Below are 18,304 nucleotides of genomic sequence, written 5' to 3'. Positions count from 1 at the left end.
GAGCCTTTCAAACCTCTCAACTGCTTCGTACATCGCTCATCGGCAGTTCGATGAACACAACCGCGCCGCCGTCGGGGTTGTTCATGGCCCCCGTCGCGCCCCCCTGTCTGGCGAGAGCCAGGCGCATCAAGGACAGCCCCAATCCTAAGCCTCGCTCCTTGGTGGAATAGGACGAGTCGAAGATGATCTCCGGATTGTCTCGAGGGAGCCCCGGACCATCATCTGTGACGGAAATCCGGCACGCCTTTTCGGGAGTCTGCTCGACCCTAACAGTGATACGGCCGCCGACCGGTGACGCTTCGACCGCGTTCACAGCCATGGCAACCAGAGCATGTTCCAGCGTTTCCGGACTGTGCAAGCACATGACTCTGCCAGTGGGAGCGTCGACCCGCCAAGTCAAATCCTTGGAAGAAAGCTCTGCGCTCAGGGCTTCATGCACACGGTGAATGACGGGCATAACGTCGGCCATCTGCAAGGTCGTTGCTTCCTGGCGGACGACTTCCATCAGGCTGCCGATCCAGCGGTTGAGACGGTCGACTGAAGCGATGATTTCCGCCATGCGGTCGCGTATCCGTCCGTCGCCCGCATCATGGCGCGACACAACCTGGGCCAGCGCGCGAATGCTGGCCAAGGGGTTGCGAAGGTTGTGCGCCAACTGGGCGGCAAACTGCCCAACCGCAGTCAGGCGTTCGGACTCGACAAGGCGATTACGCATTTCACCCAAGCTGATTCGGGCACGATCCAGAGCTCCGGCCAGATTGGCCATCTCGGGAGGCGCCGTCAGCAGCGGCTCGTCCGGGGGCAAATCATGAGCGAGCGCCTCCACCTGTCGGTTGAGTCTGGCCATCGGCACCAGTACCCACCGGCCAAATAACCACCCGACCGTCAGAACGTGAAGGGCCAGCAAGGCCAAGACAACATTAAGCATTGCCATGGTCCTGGAAGTCTGTTCATTTGCCTCATTCATAACCTCCGTCTGCTTGCCCTCGAGAAACCAGACGGTTCGCTGGAGTGTCCTGCGGACGACGCCGGTCTGGGCACTCAGCGGATCCTCCTCAACCGGCGACGAACCAGCGCTTTCGACGGGCGGTGTTGTTGCATTCGCCGGTCGCGTGGCCGAGCGGCGGGCCAGCTCCTGCCATTCGCGGTAATCCCTCGCCACGACCTGCAGGTGCCAACGGGCCAGGTCGAAGTCCAGCAAGTTCCGCGTCTCGGCGAGCAGCTTCTCGAAGTCCAAGCCCTCCGGGGGCGGCACGGGTGACACCCCAAGCGGAGACAAGGCCTCCCTTTCGAAAGCCGTGCGCAGTCTCTCCACCCTCAGCACTGCCTCATGCCAGTGTTGCAGATCGGCTATGATCCTGCTTGAATGCCGTAGCTCCAGCAATGCGACTGCCACAGTAGCCGCAGTCAGCAGCACCACGATGAGGTAAACCAGCAGCAACCGGTATCGAAGGCTCATGAATCGCACCGAACCGGCCATTGGGGCCCGAGGCGCCCCCTGGCAGCCCGCCCACCAAACGGTATCAGGTGCCCGTCGAGGGCACAACACCCCGCGAACCCCGGTCGTCTTGTGCTTGCAAACCGCGTGCCAGCGGTCCGTCAGGGTCGCGGCACGGCGGTAAGTCCATAGGCTGTCGGGAAATAGTCGACGGGACCGGACTTTGGGAGGGCTTGCATCGAAACGGGAGTGCGTCTACACTCCTGTGCTCGCTGTGGATAAACGATGGGGACGTGCGTCAGCCGAGCATGAAATTCAACCTGATTGACAGAATAACGGAACTGGTTCCCGGCCGTCGTATCCGGGCGGTAAAGGCCCTCACCACCGCCGAGGAGTACTTGGCAGACCATTTTCCCCACTTTCCGGTCATGCCCGGTGTCTTGATGATTGAGGCGATGACTCAGGCAGCCGCTTGGCTAGTTCGGAGAACGGAGGACTTTGCGCATAGCATGATTCTCCTGGCCGAAGCTCGGAACGTCACCTACAAGAGCTTTGTGGCACCGGGTCAAACCCTTGAGCTGACGCTTGACGCCAAGGAGATCGGCCGGACGAGCAGCAAGTTTGTGGGGGTCGGGCGGCGCGGCGACACGGAAGTGGTCCGGGCTCATCTGACGCTCCGCCACTTCAACCTGGCGGAGGACAACCCGGCCATGGAGGCCAGCGACCGGAAGCTGGTGGCCGAGTTGCGCCAACGAATGGAGATCTTGACAAGGAATTGACCCTATTGAGGCCGTTCGGGGAGATACGGGTTGAGGTAAACCGATCCTGGCGGCCTGCGATGAAGACCTAGATGACGGAGGAAACCTGCGATGGCGATGAGCCGGGACGAGATCTTCGAGAACGTCCGGAACACGCTTGTTGAAGCCCTGGCGGTTGAGCCGGATGAAGTCACCGAGGAAGCGACCCTTCAGGGTGATCTCGGAGCCGAGAGCATCGACTTCCTGGACATCGTGTTCAGACTGGAAAAGGGCTTTGGCATCAAGATCCCGCGCGGAGAGTTGTTCCCGGACGACCTGTTGAACAACCCCGAGTTCGTGTCCAACGGCAAGTTCACGCCCACCGGCCTGGCGAAAATCAAGGCGGCGATGCCACATGCCGATTTCTCGGGCTTTGACGCGGACCCGGATGTCAACAAGGTTCCCGAGTTGTTCACTGTCCGGACGCTGGTCAACTACATTCAGTCCAAGCTGGCCGCGTGACCAACAGGGTACTCGCCGATGGAATAGACCGACGGCCGGCCCGGCGCCGGCCGTTGCTGTTGGAAACACGGCGGATCAGCCGCTGCGGAGCGACCTGACATCATGCGTTGGTTCTGGATCGACAGGTTCGTGGAGTTCGAATCGGGAAAGCGGGCGGTGGCCATCAAGAATCTCTCGCTGGCCGAGGAACACCTGCACGACCACTTTCCCGGTTTTCCGGTGATGCCGCCGAGCCTCATGATCGAGGGCATGGCCCAGACGGCCGGCATTCTGGTCGGCGAGGCCCGCAACTTCTCTGAAAAGGTGATCTTGGCGAAGGTCAGGCATGCGGTCTTCGACGGCATCGCCCGGCCGGGTCAACAGCTTCGCTACGAAGCGGTGATCGAATCCATCGCGGACGAGGCCGCACTGACGTCGGGCAAGATCTACTGCGACGGCGAGGCATTCGGGACGGTCGATTTAATGTTCTCGCATATCGACCAGAACATGAGCGGCTTGAACTTCCCCGAGGAGAACTTCGTATTCACCGAAGACTTCAAGAACCTGCTGAGCACGTTCCAGATCAAGGGGCCGGCGGGCACTCATTGAGGATTGAGGCATGAGTTCACGTCGCGTCGTCGTCACCGGGATCGGATTGGTCACGCCGATCGGCATCGGGACAGAGAGTGTCTGGAACGCCCTGCTGGAAGGCAAGTGCGGCATCCGCCGGTTGACGGCTTTTGACCCTTCCGGATTTGAATCCCAGATCGGCGGCGAGATTGATTCGCTGGTGATGAAGAACTACGTGCCGCGCAGCTACCTCAAGAGCACCAAGGTGATGGCCCGCGACATCGAGATCGCGGTGGCCGCGGCCTACGAGGCCGTCAAAGATGCCGGACTCAAGACCAAGTGTCTGATTGAACGAGGCGAGGTGCAAGGCCCTCCGAACGTGGACTCGACGCGCCTGGGGGCGAACATCGGCGCGGGCTTGATCTGCGCCGACCTGACCGAGCTGGCCGGGGCTTTGGCGACGGCGGTCGACGAAAGCGGCCGGTTCAGCATCCGCAAGTGGGGCAGCGAAGGCATGAACAACCTCACGCCCTTGTGGCTGCTCAAGTTCCTGCCCAACATGCTGAGCTGCCACGTCACCATCGTGCACGACGCCCAGGCCCCATCGAACACAATCACCTGCGGTGAAGCGTCGAGCCACTTGGCCATCGGCGAAGCCTTCCGGACGATCGCTCGGGGAGCGGCTGACGTTTGCATCTGCGGCGGCGCGGAGAGCAAGATCAACCCGATGGGCCTGATGCGGCAGCAACTCCTGAAACGGCTGACGACGAGACACAACGACAAGCCGCAGCAGGCATGCCGCCCGTTCGACGTGGACCGCAACGGCATCGTCATCAGTGAAGGCGGCGGCCTGCTCATTCTCGAGGAGCTCGAGCACGCACGGCGACGCGGAGCCCGCGTCTATTGCGAGGTGGCCGGCTTCGGAGCAAGCAACAATACGCACAGTTGGTATGAGCCGCATCCGGAAGGCGCCGGGATCGCCCTGGCGATCAGGAAAGCCTTGGATGATGCAAATCTGAAGCCCGACGAAATCGAGCTGGTGGGAGCATTCGGTTCAGGAGCCGTCGCCCACGACCTGTCCGAAGCGCGTGGCATTCGAGCGGCCCTCAACGCCCGCGGATCCGCGGTTCCGGTTCTGGCCATCAAGGGTGCCATCGGCAACAACGGTGCGGGCAGCGGGGCGATCGATCTCGGCATCGCCGCGCTGTGCATCAGCCAAGGCATCGTCCCACCGGCCCTGAACGCAGATCGCGTCGATCCGGAATGCGGCCTGAACGTGGTTGCCGGACAACCGCTGAAGGCGACAATCAGGAACGCGGTGAGCACGGCTTATGCCCTCAGTGGCGGTCAAAACGCGGCCCTGGTGCTCAAGCGGATGGAGGCATGACGTGTCACGACGGCGAGTGGTGGTAACAGGCATCGGGTGGGTCACGCCGCTCGGCGATGATATCGAGATCGTGTGGCAGCGGTTGCTGCGCGGCGAAAGCGCCGTCCGGCCGACGACTCTGTTCGACGCCAGCACCTTCCCCACGACCTTCTCCGCGGAGGTCCGCGGCTTTGAGCTGGGCAAGTACCTCGGTCCCGACGCAGACAAGCACAAAGATGCCAGCCGCAACAGCAGATTCGCCCTGGCAGCCGCGACAATGGCCTGGCGTGACGCAGGGCTGGCGGGCAACAACAGCCTCGACCCCACGCGAGTCGGCATCTACCTGGGCGGGGGCGAAGGTCCGATCGATTTCGATCATTTCGTCGCTGCGGCCGTGGCCGGCTGGGACCACCAGGCCAACGGGGGCCGAGGCAATCTCGACGCCCGCAAGTGGGTCGACCGAGCGGTGCGGGAATTGCAGGCCGTCTCCGAGCGCGAGCAGGATCCGAACATGGCCGCCGGTCATATTGCCTGCCAGTTCAATGCCCAGGGCCCGACGTTCAATACGCTCACGGCCTGTGCCGCGAGCACCCAGGCAATGGGCGAAGCCACAAACCTGATCCGCCGAGGCGACGCCGATGTCATCATTTCCGGCGGCACGCACAGCATGTTGCACCCGTTCGGCCTGACCGGTTTCAACCGCCTGACCGCCCTCTCGACAAGAAACGATGATTATCAAACGGCCAGCCGGCCGTTCGACCAAACCCGCGACGGATTCGTGCTCGGCGAAGGATCGGGCATCCTTATCCTCGAGGAGTACGAACACGCCAGGCGCCGCGGGGCAAGAATATACTCTGAGATCCTCGGCTACGGCTCGACCGCCGACGCGTTCCGCATCACCGACATCCACGAGACCGGTCGGGGCGGTATCGCCGCCATGCGGTTGGCTCTTGAGGACGCCGGTCTGAAGCCGGGCGACATTCACTACATCTCCGCACATGGCACCGGCACCGAGGAAAACGACAAGATTGAGTCGCTGGCCATCGCTTCGGTTTTCGGCGGGCGAGAGACCGCACCGCCGGTCAGTTCGATCAAGAGCATGATGGGCCACCTGATCGCAGCCGCCGGCGCCGTCGAACTGATCACATGCGTTCTGGCGATTCGCGACCAGGTGCTGCCGCCGACCATCAATTACCGCCAACCGGACCCCAACTGCCAGTTGGACTACGTTCCCAACCAGGCCCGCAAGGCCAAAGTGGTCAACACGCTCAGTAACAGTTTCGGGTTCGGCGGCCAGAACGATACGCTGATCGCCGTGGCGTGCGATCGCGAGAATTGACCGGAAGCCGAAAAGGGGCGCATGATCGGGGCCGCCAGGGGCGGCGCGGACCTGCCGGCGGAGAAACACGGCGGGGCTCGCCCGCCGGAGCCCCCTCGGCGTCGGCCGGCCGGCCCGGAGTACCGGACCATACGGAGTCTCACCCGTGAAGACTGCTACCGAGATCATTCGCGAAATCGAAACCACCGGCCTGGTGGCCATCATTCGGGCATCAGGCAGCGACGAACTCGTCGAGGTCGTCAATGCCTTGCGGGCCGGAGGCGTCACCTGCATCGAAGTCACGATGACCACGCCAAATGCGCTGGAGGTCATCCGCGCCGCCCGCAAGACTGTGGGCGACTCTGCGGCCATCGGTGTCGGGACGGTGCTGGATTCGGAAACGGCCCGGGCCGCGATTCTGGCCGGGGCCCAATTCGTGGTCGCGCCGATCACCGATCTATCGACCATCGAGATCTGCAATCGCTACAGCGTGCCGGTCATGCCGGGGGCGTTCACGCCGACGGAGATCGTCCGAGCCTGGCAGGCCGGTGCGGATTTCGTAAAAGTCTTTCCCACGAGCACGGTCGGCGCGGAATACATCAAAGACATTCGCGGCCCCCTGCCGCACATCAAGCTCGTTCCCACAGGTGGGGTGAATCTCGATACCGTGGCCGACTTCATCAAGGCCGGCGCCGCTGCGCTGGGTGTGGGATCGTCGCTAGTGACGAAGGACGCCATCAAGAACCGCGATTTCGCCGGTCTGACCAGAACCGCAGCCGCGTTCCTGGAGCGGGTCAAGCACGCTCGAGGCGGCTGAGCAAGTAGAGCCATGGCTAATGCGGTCGATGTATCGCCGACTCGCCTTCGCGCCGCCGTTCTGGCGGCTGGGTTCCTCTTCCCCATGGATCGGCTCCGCCGACCGGACGACCCCTCGTGGCCCAAAGCCGCTTGCTGGTTCGTTCCTTGGGGATTGCTGATCGGTCTGGTCTACCTGTTCATCTTCCGCGTCACGTGGAGATGGTTTGGGGAGTATCAAGGGATTCGCTGGCTTCCGGCGGTGGCGGTGCTGGCGATCGATCTGGGCTTCTGCGGGCACCGGTTGCTGGCGGGCATTGCACGGCTGCAGCATCCGGCGAAATCAGGAGCTGTGTGCGGTCCGGCAGGAATGACGCTGGGCGTCCTCCTGGCGGTTCTGCTGGTCCTGGTCGCGAAATACGCGATGTTCCTGTCCCTGCCGGTGGGAAACGTGGTTAAGGCTACGCCAAGCATCAACTGGTATCTGCCCGGCCAGGTTCGCTGGTTTTGCCCCGACATGGTTATCTACAGGCCGCTGTTGCTGATGCCGATCTGGGGACGCTGGGCCATCGGCTTGGCTATGCTCATCGGCCGTGTTTCAACTTCCCAGCCCGGGTGGCTTGGTCGGATGACAATGGGGCTCTCGCTGCCACGGGTTCTCGCTCAGTGGCTGGTCGTCACCGTGGTCACCATGGTCTACTGCGCCACGGTCATATCCGGCGAGAGCGTCTTCATACCCTCGGGACGCAGCTTGGCTTACGGCCTGATGATCTCGATTGCAGTGATGGTCATCGCTTACTGGGCAAGCTTCCTCATGGCCCGCCGGGGTGATGGTCAAACTGAGCCCAGCATCTTGCTTACGGGCCTGGTCGCCGAGTTGGCTTTCCTGGCCCTCTACCTGCACCTTGCCAACCTTATCTATTGGTTCTAAAGGCACTTACGGTTATCGGGGAATCGTCACATCCGCCCGATGCCGCTGGAGTCATCCGGGCATGTGTTCCGATAAACCTTTCAGTGGGCCCCGACGCGGAGCGTTGGGTTGTGCCGCTGCCAGCGGCGAAAAGAGGCGGGCAGGATGCCAGTGATTCGTCTGCGCGGAGCGCGGTGCCGTTGCGCCCGGCTGACACGCCGTTTGAACGTATTGCTGTCGGCCGGGGTGATGGTGTGCGCGCCGACGTCGCAGACACAGGGTGAACAGGATCTTGTTCAGGCCGTCCGATCGCGACAGGTGGAGCTGCAGTACCGCCTGATGGATGCCAGCCCGGACGCGGAGGTCGAGCTCTGGTACACCCGCGACCGCGGCGCCAGTTGGCAGCGATGGGGCATACACAAGGATCACGATCGCCCGATCACCTTCGAGGCCCCCGCTGAAGGCTTGTATGGCTTCACCCTGATCGTCAACGACAAAGGCATGTCCTCATCCCCCCCGCCCACTGCCGGCACGGAACCACAGCGTCGCGTCTTCATCGACTACACGCCGCCGCTGGTCCAGTGGGACAGTGTCGAGCCGGTCGAGTCTTTCGCGGCGCGACGGATTGTCCAGCTCAGATGGACGGCTCATGATGCCCATCTTTCCAGTCGACCGGTGTCGCTTTCGTATCTTTGTTCGATCGAGCAATCGTGGCAGGTCATCGAACAGGAACTGCCAAACTCCGGGCAGTACGACTGGACGCTGCCCGCACACGTCGCAGGCCAGATCACGCTGAAGCTGGCGGTTCGAGATCTTGGTGGCCACGTCGTCGAACGGCTTTTCGGCCCTGTTCCGATCGACCGGTGGGTGACCAAGGGCATTCCACTACCTGAAACGTCCACGCGTCCTGCCGGACCGACGGCCAACACAAGTACGTCAAAGCCGGCCCAACCGACCACCAACCCGGCCGGCCTGCGGTTCCTGGCCAAGGCCGACCGGGAGAGAGTCGAGCAGTTGTGGTCGAGGGGCAGTTGGCATGCCGGCCGAAACGAGTACGCCGTCGCGGCAGAGCGATTCCGGGAGGCCCTGGAGATCGATCCGACACACATTCCGTCGCTCTATGACCTCGGGGTCATCCACTATTACCAGAAGGAGTACGCCAAGGCGATCGAAAAGTTCCAATCCGTCCTTGCCCTGGAACCCCGACATCAGTTGGCTTTGCGAGGAATCCACGAATCGTACATCGCACAACGGCAATATGCCAAGTCATACGAGATTCTCCAACAGCTCGTCAGATATAACGAGAAGGACGCCAGGGCATGGCTGGACCTTGGCGACGTCCTGTTTAAGATGGAGCGGCCGGGCGATGCCCGGGAAATGTGGACAAGGGCCTTGCAGGCGGATCCCGCCGCCGCAGCGGTGATCAATGACGCCAAATGGCGTCTCTCACGATACGGTGCCGCAGTGGGCGGACAGGCCAAGACCGACCGTCAGCAGCGCTAGGAGCACGTGTGAAAGCCGCCGCGAGTGTACGGTAGGACAGCACCGGCGTCTTCACGGTATCTGAGGCTTGCCAAAGGTTGAGCTTAGGCGCCGGCTTTCCGCACATGTTGTAGCGCGGTCGAAAGGCTCGGTGACTTGAAGAAGGCCGCCAGAAAGACGCGAGATAGACGAGCATGCCAGCCGCCCAAGATAAGCCATCGCCGGCCAATCCGGTGATCTACGTTGTTTCCGGTCCGGAGGTCTTTCTCAGACAGGAAGCGATTCAGGGAATCGTTCGCCGGGTCCTGGGCAGTGCCGACCGGTCCTTGTCGCTGAGCGAGTACGACGGAGCCTCGACCGGACTGGAGCTGGCTGACGTGCTTGACGATGCCCGGACCTTGCCGTTTCTGGCGGAAAAACGGCTGGTGATGGTTCGAGACGCGGACCTGTTCATCACCCGCTACCGGGCCGAGTTGGAGGAATATCTGGAAAACCCCAGTCCTTGTGGCGTGCTGTTGCTGGAGTGCAAGTCGTTTCCGGCAACCACTCGGCTGTACAAGCGGGCGCAGGCCGCGGGAGAGGTGATCAAGTGTGAGACAATCAAGCCCCGCATGTTGCCGGCTTGGCTGGCTGATCGGGCGAGAAAAACACACGGCGCTCAGATCGACTCGCGAGCGGCCGCGCTGCTGCAGGATCTGGTCGGTAACGATCTGGGATTGTTGGACGGCGAATTGGAAAAGCTGGCCCTGTACGTGGGCGAACGCAAACGGATCGCGGTCGCCGATGTGGAGGCCTTGGTCGGGCAACATCGAGAAGAGAAAGTTTGGGATATACTCTCGGCAATGGCGGCGGGAAATGAGGCCCGGGCAATCGGCCTGTGGGAGGAGGTCTGGCAGACCGACCGGGCGGCCCCCGGCCGTGCGGTGGCCGGTATCGCCTTTACCGTTCGGCGACTGTTGGCCGCGAAGCGGGCCCAACAAACCGGCACGCCCATTTCCGAAATCGCCCGGATGCTGATGCGATGGAACGATGAGGCCGGCGTGCGGTCGGAGCTGGCGGCTTTCTCGGTGCAGCAGCTTGAGCAGATGCTGTGCACCTTGCTCAAGGCCGACGTAGACGCCAAAACCGGCGGCCCGAGCGTGCAGTCTTCAATCGAAGCCTTCATCATTGAAGGCTGTCGCAACAGGCGACAGAAAAGAGCGACGGGATAGATCGGCTGGTGCGATCGTCAGGGGGCAAGCGCCGGCCGAGTCATTCGGGAGTCGAGTGATATGAAACGAGCACGGACGCTCCTGTTGGCAGCCGGGGTGGGTGGCTTGCTCGCCGCCGGCTGTAACAATGGCCAACTTCAACCTCTGTGGCCGGCGTGGGGCCAGACCGGTAAGCACCCCGAGGACGCCCATGCGGTCTCGCAGCCGACATCCGCAATGCCGCCTGCGTCGGCTCCTGCCGAAGAGACAGAAGAGACATCCTCCGCCGCCGATGCCAAGATGGCCGCAGTCTCCCAACGGATCGAGGAATACCTGACCCGCGTCCAACAGGCCTTGACAAGCGCGCCCCAAAGCCGCCCCGCAGGCGAGCCGCCACGACCATCAGCGACCAGACCCACAAGAGACAAGACGATCGAGGGGACAACGCCCTCGCCCAAGCCGCCTGCTCTTGCCGTCACGAGTCGGCCGGCGGGAAAGGCAAATGCCGCCATTGCCATTGACCCTCAAGAACATAAGTCTGATGGGCCACCAAGTCCCATGACGGCCGTCATGGCCGCGCCCGCCCGTGGCCCGCGCGTCGAGCTGGTCGACGTTCGACCGGCGATTCGGCCCTCGCAACCCACCGCGTCAGCCCAATCATCTGCTGCCGCTAACCGACCAACGACGGGCGAACCCTCCGGCCCCATGCCGATGGACACCGCCGCGATGATTGCTTATCTCGAGGACGTTGTCGCCAGGCACCCGGAGCAACTCGACGATCAGCTCAAGCTTCGTCTGCTCTACCTGGCGACCGGACAGGATGAGAAAGCCGTCGCCCCCCTGAACATCGGCGATCCGGTGCGCGCCGAGTTCGTGATCGCCCTGCTCAAGACGCTTCGCAACTCGAAAAAGATGATTGTGGACCCTGCCAGCAAAGACCCCTCGGCCCTGGCGGCGGTTGACGAACTCCGCCGGCTTCTCGGTCAGCAATTACCCGTGTCCATTCCCAGGATCGCACTGGTTACGCGGATCAACAGCTTCGGCGACTACCTCGCCCTGAACCCGCCCAAGTTTCCGGCCGGCAAGCCCGTGCAGGTGTTTCTCTACACCGAGGTGAACAACTTCCGTTCCGAGCCCACCGACGACGGGAAACTGCAGACCATCTTGTCGCAAAAGGTCGAAATCTTCGACTCGAGCGGGAAAATCGTGTGGCAGCGATCCGAACCGAACATTGTCGATCGCGTGGTCACTCCCCGGCAGGACTTTTTCATACCCTTCCCGATCAATCTTCCCGACGATCTGCCGGCCGGCGAATACATTCTCAAGGTGACCATTGAGGACAGGCTCGGAGCAACCACCGATCAACAGAAACTCACCTTCACGGTGGGACAGTGAGACCCAAGGCGGAAGGACGAAGGCGGAAGGATGAGTCAAGACCGGCTCTATTGGGCAACTGAGTTTTCAATCCTCGTCGTCGCCCATCCTTCATCCCTCATCCTTCATCCTTGAGCCTTGAGCCTTCCTCACTGGCAAGCCTGCTGTTTCCGTGTAGACTACCCGTCCAATGAGCACCTACCGTATCGTGATACTGGGCAGCGGGACCTCGCACGGCATTCCGATGATCGGCTGCTCATGCCCCGTCTGCACGTCAAGCGATCCCCGCGATAAGCGGACGCGAACCAGCGTCATCGTCGAGGCGGCCGGGTGCTCGTTTCTCATCGATACCTCCCCGGAGCTGAGGACCCAATGCCTTGCCTGCAACATCACCCGCGTGGACGCCGTGCTCTACACCCACTCACACGCCGATCACATCGTCGGCCTTGACGATCTCCGGCGGTTCAACGCTCTCCAGAAAGCGCCTATCCCCTGCTACGGCGACGCTCACACCCTGCATGATCTTCGCCGCATGTTCCCGTACGCATTCAAAGACATGCCCGACTACCCCAGCGCCAAGCCGCACCTGGAAATGATCGTGATCAACGAGCCGTTTGACCTCTTCGGCGTCCTCGTCATCCCCATTCCCCTCTATCACGGCAAGCTGACTGTATTGGGCTACCGTGTCGGACCTTTCGCCTATTGCACCGACTGTAACCAGGTTCCCGAGGAGTCGATGAACCTCCTGCAGGGGCTGCAGGTGCTCATTCTCGACGGGCTGCGCCGCCGGCCACACCCGACGCATTTCAATCTCGAGCAGGCCGTGGACGTCGCTCGCCAAGTCGGAGCCAAACAGACCTTCTTCACCCACATCGCCCACGAACTGGGGCACGAGGCGACCAACGCCGAGCTGCCGGCCGGAATGGCACTGGCCTATGACGGGCAGGTGATCGAGATCAAGGATGCATGACGATCGACGAGCCGGCGGCTTCATGCCGCCGGTGAACCCATGAGGACAGGGACAGACTGTGGATAGCGAGGAAGCGGTCAGCGGTCAGCAGTCAGCGATCAGCTCGGACGTTGCTCATCTCCCGGTCGACGCTCGGTGCCCACACTGCGGGTATTCGCTTCGCGGCCTGCCCGAGAACCGGTGCCCGGAGTGTGGACGGCCGTTCGAGGTGACGGAGCTCACGCAGTCTTTTCGACCCCGCTGGCCGCAACTGCTGACCTGGTACCTCGCGGCGTGCGTGATCGCCACTATCCTTGACCTCTCGCCCGCACTGTTGCGATGGAACGCTTATCTTCTTCTTCCCCACGGCACGGCCGCGGAGCCGCTCAGAGACGTCGTCAACGTCGCTTCGCTGGTCAAGACGGCTCTTATCCTCGCAGTCGGCCCCATCTGCATCGTCGGACTCATCCAACGCAGAGATTGGGCCAGGAAAGGCTGCGTGCTCATCTTCACTGTCAGCCTCTTCGCCTCGCTGTCCTATCTCCACGGCATTCAGGAGACAATCGGGGCGACGTCGGGTCTGCGTGAGGCTGTCAGCGCCACCCTGCCACGCCTGGCTCTTCTTGCCCGAGGACTGGAACCCGCACTGGTTGTGTTGTTTACGCTGACCGGCCTGCGGAGAAAGACTCTCATTCGCAAAGGCAGGCCGCAGCCTTCCTTGCCGCCACCCGGACCGTCTCTGATCAGGCGAGACTGGCCGCTCCTCATTGCCATGATCCTTCTCGGGCTGGGTGTGGCTCTGGCCGGCTACGGCTGGCTCGGACTCCACGCAATGAAGCAGATCTCACGATACCTTGGGATCGCCGTGCAAGCCCAGGGAGCCGATTTGCTCGAGGCCACCGCGAAGATCCATGTCATGCTTGGCCTGCTCACGATGGCGGCCTCGGCGGTCATATGGCTCCGACCCTCACTGACGCGTCTGCTGACAATCGCGGTTGCGTGCACGCTGGTCAGCGTTAGGGTTCTTGAGTTCATCGCCTACCAGATCGCCTATGCGCCCGAGCCCCTCTGGGCCCTCTGTTCGGCGCTGCGGATCGTCGCGACGCTGACCCCGTGCCTGGCATTGGTGTTGTTTGCGTTCCTGCCCGCCGGCAGGGAGGATATCCGGAGGCTGGAGGCGAAGGGATAGTAGAAGTGGTCAGTTGTCAGTCTTCAGTTGTCAGTGGCCAGGCCGAGGACCCGCTTGCGGAGGCCTGTTGCCCGCATTGCGGGTACTCGCTTCGCGGGCTGCCGGAGAACCGCTGCCCAGAGTGCGGCAACGCGTTCGATCCGGTGGAGGTTGCCGGGACGTTCCAGGCAAAGTGGCCCGTCCTGATGAAGTGGGTGCTGCTCGGGTACGTGATCAGCGGTGTTTTCACTTCGCCGTTTCTGATCCCGTTTCTCCTCAGTCTCAGGTCGACCCCGGCGTCACGTCCCTTCGCGATGCTCAGCACCCTTCCCTATCTGGTAAGGGCGCTCATCTTCGCGGTTCTGGGTGCGATCGCCGCGCTCGGGCTGCACCGCCGCCGCGATTGGGGCCGCAAGCTCGGCGTTGCCGTCTTCGCAAGTGTATGTCTAACCTTCATCCTGCCGGTCCCGCTGTCGGTCGCCTTCGGCAACCCAATCGGCGGGTTCAGCCGGCCCGACCTGTTACTCTACTGGCTGAGCCAATGGGTGGAGGCGCTGCCGCCGTTTCTCCTGCTGATCTTCCTGACAACGGGCCTCCGCCGCCGTTCGCTTGCTCGACGACCGGACGAAGCACCACCACTGCTGTCACGCACACGATTCAATCCCCGCAAGGACTGGCTGCTTCTCCTCGTCGTCATTTTCATCAACATGGGGCTGCTTGAGGCGTGGATCGCCGCGGGCTTCGGCGGCATCCTTCGCTACCTCCGGCTGCAGGGTTACCCGAGCGGCAAGGCTTTCTGCGTCCTTGCCATTTTCATCACCGCCGGGTTTGCCATCTGGCTGTGGCTGTCCGCGATCCTGCAGTGGCGCAAACCAAGGCTTGTGCGCACGTTGGCTGTTCTCAATCTCGCAATCTTCACCGCGGGATTGATGATCCAGCAGATGGTGAACCAGCTGCTCTGGCCGTCACCGTCGCCACTGGCGGTTTTGGCCTGGTATGCTGGCAGAGCATTGCTCGCGGGCCTGCTGCCTCTGCTGCCCATGCTCATCTTTCTGTTCCGAGATCTCACCCACAGCGACCTGCAGCTCGTCAGCAGCCCGAAACAGCGGTGACCGTCCGTGAGCACGAGCCTCAGATCCGCTGAGCGGTGTTCGTGTTTGCGGACTGGAATCCTACCACATGGGGAAACGAGATGGGAATCTCGTTCCAGCGGCCCACGCCCAACAAAACGACGGGTCTCGGCCGCCGTAGCGACCTCGACACTGCCCTACCGCCTGGTTCCTTCATCAAAACGGCACTTCGCGATGATTTCATCTCCCCCGCCGCTGCGGAGCTGGGATACGATGTCGGCCACCAGATCGTCCGACTGACTTGCCGGCCGCTCGGCCTTGGCCCGGACGTGGCGGGTTCCTTTAGGATCAAGGACCAGCGCCTGGCACCGAAGAATCCCCCTCGGTCCCCCCTTGGCAAGGGGGGAAGGACTGCCTGATACACTTGTCGGCCCTGAAACACTCATCGGCTCGGCGATCACTTCCGCCAGGATCGCCACCGGCGCCCGGCAACCGGCATCCAGCATCGACAAGACTGCTCGCTCGGAACGGACAGCGGCCGCCGTCGCCTCGTCATGCACGACCGCCAGCAGCGATACCACTCGCTCGTCGCCCTTGCGGCCTTCCAGGGCCAGGGCACCTTGCCCCGGCGCCGGCAGACACACCTGCGGGTCGAAGGGATGCGTGACATGCTCTTCCAGACCCGCGCGCTTCAGGCCCGCCATGGCCAGCACAGCCCCCGCACAGTCTCCGCGATGGATCTTTCGGATGCGCGTGTCCACGTTGCCTCGCAGACCAACGAACCGAAGATCCGGCCGCAGATGCAGCAACTGCGCCTGGCGTCTCAGGCTGGTCGTCCCCACGACACTCTCAGGAGGCAGCTTGTCAAAGGGAGCTCCATCAGCCGAAACCCACGCGTCTCGCGGGTCCTCGCGAGCCGGGTAGGCCAGAACATCGAGCCCGTCGGCCAGATCCGTGGGCAGGTCCTTGGCTGAGTGGACCGCCAGGTCAATTGAGCCGTCCAGCAAGGCGCGTTCAAGCTCCTCGGTGAACAAGCCCTTGCCGCCAATCTCCGGCAACGGCCGATCCTGAAAGCGGTCGCCCGTTGTGGTGATGATTTCAGCGCGGACTTCGAGCCCGGCGTGGGCGGCGCGAAGCCGCTCGATAACCCAGTTCGTCTGGGCGCGGGCCAGTTGCGACCCGCGGGTACCCACGACAAGCTCGTTTTGCCGGCGCGACTTGCTCACTTCAAGGCTCGAATGACTGCGTCAGTCAGAGAGGCTGTCGAACCTGAACCGCCAAGGTCGGGTGTCAGCACTGAGGCATCACCTGTGCTGAGTGCCAGCTCGCAGGCACTGCGAATACGAGAGGCCGCCGCGTCCTCTCCCAGGTGTTCGAGCATCATCGCTCCGCTGAGAATGCAAGCCAGCGGATTGGCGATCCCTTTTCGCGCGATGTCCGGAGCCGAGCCATGCAGCGGCTCGAAGAGCACGCACTGCGAGCCGAAACTGGCACTCGGGACCATGCCGGGCCCACCAACCAGCCCGGCCGCAATGCTGCTGACCATGCCCCCGGTCAGGCTGTCAAGCAGGATGACGTCAAACTGCGAGGGGTTGCGAACCAACTGCATGCAACCGTTGTCGATGTTCATTTCTTCATAGACGATTTGATCGGAAAACGAGCGGTGCGCCTTCCGGGCACACCGCAAGAGAAGGCCGTCCGTGCGCCTCAGGAGATCGGCCCGGTGAAATACGGTGACTTTTCTGCGATCGTGTGACAGGGCATACTCGAATGCGAACCTGGCGATTCTCGTCGATACATCGGCCGTACAAACCTTCAGCGCCTGGGTGACCCCTGGAGCAACCTCGTTCTCGATTCCGGCAAACAAACCCTCCGTATTCTCGCGAATGATGATGAGATCGACCTTGGGGTGGAGGGCCTTCACGCCCGGAATGGACTTGACCGGCCTGACCGCTGCCGAGAGCCCCAACCGCTGCCGCAGTCTGATGCTGACGTTGCCATGACCGCTGGCAACCTGTGTGGTGATCGGGCCCTTGAGAGCGATACCGTGGCCGATGATGGCCGCGATGGTCCGCTCAGGCAAGGGATTGCCGAAGAACTCGATCCCGGTCTCGCCGGCCGGCAGGTTGACCCACTCGATATCGACATTCGCCGCTTCGATCACCCGCTTGGCAACGGAGGTGACTTCCGGACCGATTCCGTCTCCGGGCACCAGACAAACCGTGTGTGTCATGTCTCTTGGTCCTCGCGTAGCGGCGCACCTGTCAGGCACCATGTTGCCCTGCGGCAGCCTGAGCGACGGGCGAAATTATAGCCACCCGGTTTCCTCCGGCAATCCGACGTCCCATCGCAAGTGTTCGACACATCTGACGGACGTTCTTATGTGTGTGCCGCCGGCGGATTCCTGGCCGGCGTCGATACGACGAACCGACCCGATTCATGCCTCGATTGAAGACTTGCGGGAACACCCAGGGTATGATGACGAATATGGAAGAGCGACTCGAGAAGCTGAGCTGGACTGGCAACGATATGCCCGCGACGGCGGCCGCAATATCGCCTACCGCCATGGCGCTATTCGCCGCGTCAATGGCCAGGGGCTCATCGAGAATCACCAACGCGGCATTTGACCCGGCCATACCAACGCTGATCGACGGACTGCGGCAACTTGGCGCCATGATCCTGGCGGACGAAGCCACAGGCTGCATCGAGATCACCGGCTGCGGCGGATACTGGGTCCACGGCGATCTCGAACTCAACTGTTGGGGACAATCGCCAACGGCTCACCTGCTGCTGGCGGCCTGCGTTTCGGGCCGAAGCCGGTACTGCCTCACGAACCCGCCGTCGATGACCGCCTCTCTCGCATCGCTCATCAACGCGCTGACCGATCTGGGAGCTCAGATTCACCCTGATCATGATGCGTCCGGGTCCGGTATCCAGATCGGACCGGCACTCTTCCGCGGTGGCCGGGCGACGGTTCAGAACAACGATGCACCCGGCGCTGTGGCCTCCTTGCTCCTCGTTGCCCCACGAGCGGCGGGGGACGTGTTCCTTGAGGTTCCGCTGTGGCCCGTCCGGCCGCCGGAAGTGATTGTCGCTTTGCAGACTCTGGAGGACTTCGGAATCACGGTCGTCGACGACCAGGCCGCTCGCATGATCGTCCCAGCGCCCCAGTGCTACGACGCCTGCCAACACGACATCTCAATCCGCAGGAACGTCTCCTGACCATCGGTCCGTCGTCGGCACAGTGGCATCAGCGGCTTGCCCACCGGCGCGTTGTCCCGGAAACCAGCTTCCATCCGCGCGATCTTGCTCTCCCCCTTCGCCCTATTCACCGGCCTGCCTGACCCATCTGGATTCCCGCTCGGCGCCCGTTTATGATCTGCCGACATATCTGCATTGCCGTTGTGTCTGAGGGGCTGAAGACTTTCAGGTAGGA

Annotated in this window: 17 protein-coding genes; 14 read left to right on the top strand and 3 right to left on the bottom strand. The window is 62.5% G+C overall.

What is annotated here, in order from left to right:
* Positions 1 to 16: 16 nt before the first annotated feature.
* Positions 17 to 1,459: a HAMP domain-containing sensor histidine kinase gene (locus PLL20_10725; protein HPD30461.1), complete on the bottom strand. Its 1,443-nt coding sequence runs from the start codon at positions 1,457 to 1,459 to the stop codon at positions 17 to 19.
* Between the two features lie 287 nt (positions 1,460 to 1,746).
* Between PLL20_10725 and PLL20_10720 the strand changes: the two genes are divergently transcribed.
* The 13 genes from PLL20_10720 to PLL20_10660 all read left to right on the top strand — a co-directional run bounded on the left by PLL20_10720 (position 1,747) and on the right by PLL20_10660 (position 14,910).
* Entirely contained in the window at positions 1,747 to 2,217 is a 471-nt protein-coding gene (locus tag PLL20_10720; protein ID HPD30460.1) for a 3-hydroxyacyl-ACP dehydratase FabZ family protein, read from the top strand.
* A gap of 90 nt (positions 2,218 to 2,307) precedes the next feature.
* On the top strand, positions 2,308 to 2,697 hold the full coding sequence (locus PLL20_10715) for an acyl carrier protein (GenBank protein HPD30459.1): 390 nt from the start codon (positions 2,308 to 2,310) through the stop codon (positions 2,695 to 2,697).
* Between the two features lie 102 nt (positions 2,698 to 2,799).
* Positions 2,800 to 3,285, top strand: a complete 486-nt coding sequence (locus PLL20_10710) for a 3-hydroxyacyl-ACP dehydratase FabZ family protein (GenBank protein HPD30458.1) — start codon at positions 2,800 to 2,802, stop codon at positions 3,283 to 3,285.
* Between the two features lie 10 nt (positions 3,286 to 3,295).
* A complete protein-coding gene (locus tag PLL20_10705) occupies positions 3,296 to 4,633 on the top strand; it encodes a beta-ketoacyl-[acyl-carrier-protein] synthase family protein (protein HPD30457.1) in 1,338 nt (445 codons plus the stop codon).
* Position 4,634: 1 nt separating this feature from the next.
* Positions 4,635 to 5,951: a beta-ketoacyl-[acyl-carrier-protein] synthase family protein gene (locus tag PLL20_10700; GenBank protein ID HPD30456.1), complete on the top strand. Its 1,317-nt coding sequence runs from the start codon at positions 4,635 to 4,637 to the stop codon at positions 5,949 to 5,951.
* A 145-nt stretch (positions 5,952 to 6,096) separates the two neighbouring features.
* On the top strand, positions 6,097 to 6,747 hold the full coding sequence (gene eda / locus PLL20_10695; protein HPD30455.1) for a bifunctional 4-hydroxy-2-oxoglutarate aldolase/2-dehydro-3-deoxy-phosphogluconate aldolase: 651 nt from the start codon (positions 6,097 to 6,099) through the stop codon (positions 6,745 to 6,747).
* A gap of 12 nt (positions 6,748 to 6,759) precedes the next feature.
* Positions 6,760 to 7,656 carry a hypothetical protein gene (locus PLL20_10690; GenBank protein HPD30454.1) on the top strand — a complete coding sequence of 299 codons (897 nt, stop codon included), beginning with the start codon at positions 6,760 to 6,762 and terminating at the stop codon, positions 7,654 to 7,656.
* A 144-nt stretch (positions 7,657 to 7,800) separates the two neighbouring features.
* On the top strand, positions 7,801 to 9,138 hold the full coding sequence (locus PLL20_10685) for a tetratricopeptide repeat protein (GenBank protein HPD30453.1): 1,338 nt from the start codon (positions 7,801 to 7,803) through the stop codon (positions 9,136 to 9,138).
* 173 nt (positions 9,139 to 9,311) lie between these two features.
* Positions 9,312 to 10,328 (top strand): DNA polymerase III subunit delta, encoded by a 1,017-nt coding sequence (gene holA / locus PLL20_10680; GenBank protein ID HPD30452.1) that lies wholly within the window; start codon positions 9,312 to 9,314, stop codon positions 10,326 to 10,328.
* 60 nt (positions 10,329 to 10,388) lie between these two features.
* Positions 10,389 to 11,702, top strand: coding sequence for a hypothetical protein (locus PLL20_10675; protein ID HPD30451.1), 1,314 nt, complete (start codon positions 10,389 to 10,391; stop codon positions 11,700 to 11,702).
* Between the two features lie 169 nt (positions 11,703 to 11,871).
* Positions 11,872 to 12,651, top strand: coding sequence for an MBL fold metallo-hydrolase (locus PLL20_10670; protein HPD30450.1), 780 nt, complete (start codon positions 11,872 to 11,874; stop codon positions 12,649 to 12,651).
* Between the two features lie 58 nt (positions 12,652 to 12,709).
* On the top strand, positions 12,710 to 13,819 hold the full coding sequence (locus tag PLL20_10665; protein HPD30449.1) for a hypothetical protein: 1,110 nt from the start codon (positions 12,710 to 12,712) through the stop codon (positions 13,817 to 13,819).
* 185 nt (positions 13,820 to 14,004) lie between these two features.
* Positions 14,005 to 14,910 carry a hypothetical protein gene (locus PLL20_10660; GenBank protein HPD30448.1) on the top strand — a complete coding sequence of 302 codons (906 nt, stop codon included), beginning with the start codon at positions 14,005 to 14,007 and terminating at the stop codon, positions 14,908 to 14,910.
* A 155-nt stretch (positions 14,911 to 15,065) separates the two neighbouring features.
* Here PLL20_10660 and hemC read toward each other — a convergent pair whose 3' ends face one another.
* Both hemC and PLL20_10650 read right to left on the bottom strand, forming a co-directional pair.
* Positions 15,066 to 16,094, bottom strand: a complete 1,029-nt coding sequence (gene hemC, locus PLL20_10655; protein HPD30447.1) for a hydroxymethylbilane synthase — start codon at positions 16,092 to 16,094, stop codon at positions 15,066 to 15,068.
* Complete coding sequence (locus PLL20_10650; GenBank protein HPD30446.1) at positions 16,091 to 17,101, bottom strand: isocitrate/isopropylmalate dehydrogenase family protein; 1,011 nt, start codon at positions 17,099 to 17,101, stop codon at positions 16,091 to 16,093. The genes hemC and PLL20_10650 overlap by 4 nt, the downstream gene beginning before the upstream one ends.
* Positions 17,102 to 17,355: 254 nt before the next feature.
* Here PLL20_10650 and PLL20_10645 point away from each other — a divergent pair, with 254 nt between their 5' ends.
* The gene (locus PLL20_10645; GenBank protein ID HPD30445.1) at positions 17,356 to 18,090 is read left to right on the top strand and encodes a hypothetical protein; all 735 of its coding nucleotides are present in this window, start codon (positions 17,356 to 17,358) and stop codon (positions 18,088 to 18,090) included.
* Positions 18,091 to 18,304 lie beyond the last annotated feature (214 nt).

This window comes from Phycisphaerae bacterium, assembly GCA_035384605.1.
GTDB lineage: Bacteria > Planctomycetota > Phycisphaerae > UBA1845 > PWPN01 > JAUCQB01.
Note: the sequence above shows the minus strand (reverse complement) of the source record. Positions and strands in the feature narration are given on the sequence as shown.

Coding starts and splice junctions, on each gene's coding strand:
- PLL20_10660 (HPD30448.1), top strand. CDS start 14,005: ATGAAGTGGGTGCTGCTCGGGTACGTGATCAGCGGTGTTTTCACTTCG.
- PLL20_10670 (HPD30450.1), top strand. CDS start 11,872: ATGAGCACCTACCGTATCGTGATACTGGGCAGCGGGACCTCGCACGGC.
- PLL20_10645 (HPD30445.1), top strand. CDS start 17,356: ATGGAAGAGCGACTCGAGAAGCTGAGCTGGACTGGCAACGATATGCCC.
- PLL20_10685 (HPD30453.1), top strand. CDS start 7,801: ATGCCAGTGATTCGTCTGCGCGGAGCGCGGTGCCGTTGCGCCCGGCTG.
- PLL20_10705 (HPD30457.1), top strand. CDS start 3,296: ATGAGTTCACGTCGCGTCGTCGTCACCGGGATCGGATTGGTCACGCCG.
- PLL20_10650 (HPD30446.1), bottom strand. CDS start 17,101: ATGACACACACGGTTTGTCTGGTGCCCGGAGACGGAATCGGTCCGGAA.
- PLL20_10710 (HPD30458.1), top strand. CDS start 2,800: ATGCGTTGGTTCTGGATCGACAGGTTCGTGGAGTTCGAATCGGGAAAG.
- PLL20_10725 (HPD30461.1), bottom strand. CDS start 1,459: ATGAGCCTTCGATACCGGTTGCTGCTGGTTTACCTCATCGTGGTGCTG.
- holA (HPD30452.1), top strand. CDS start 9,312: ATGCCAGCCGCCCAAGATAAGCCATCGCCGGCCAATCCGGTGATCTAC.
- PLL20_10720 (HPD30460.1), top strand. CDS start 1,747: ATGAAATTCAACCTGATTGACAGAATAACGGAACTGGTTCCCGGCCGT.
- PLL20_10690 (HPD30454.1), top strand. CDS start 6,760: ATGGCTAATGCGGTCGATGTATCGCCGACTCGCCTTCGCGCCGCCGTT.
- PLL20_10715 (HPD30459.1), top strand. CDS start 2,308: ATGGCGATGAGCCGGGACGAGATCTTCGAGAACGTCCGGAACACGCTT.
- PLL20_10675 (HPD30451.1), top strand. CDS start 10,389: ATGAAACGAGCACGGACGCTCCTGTTGGCAGCCGGGGTGGGTGGCTTG.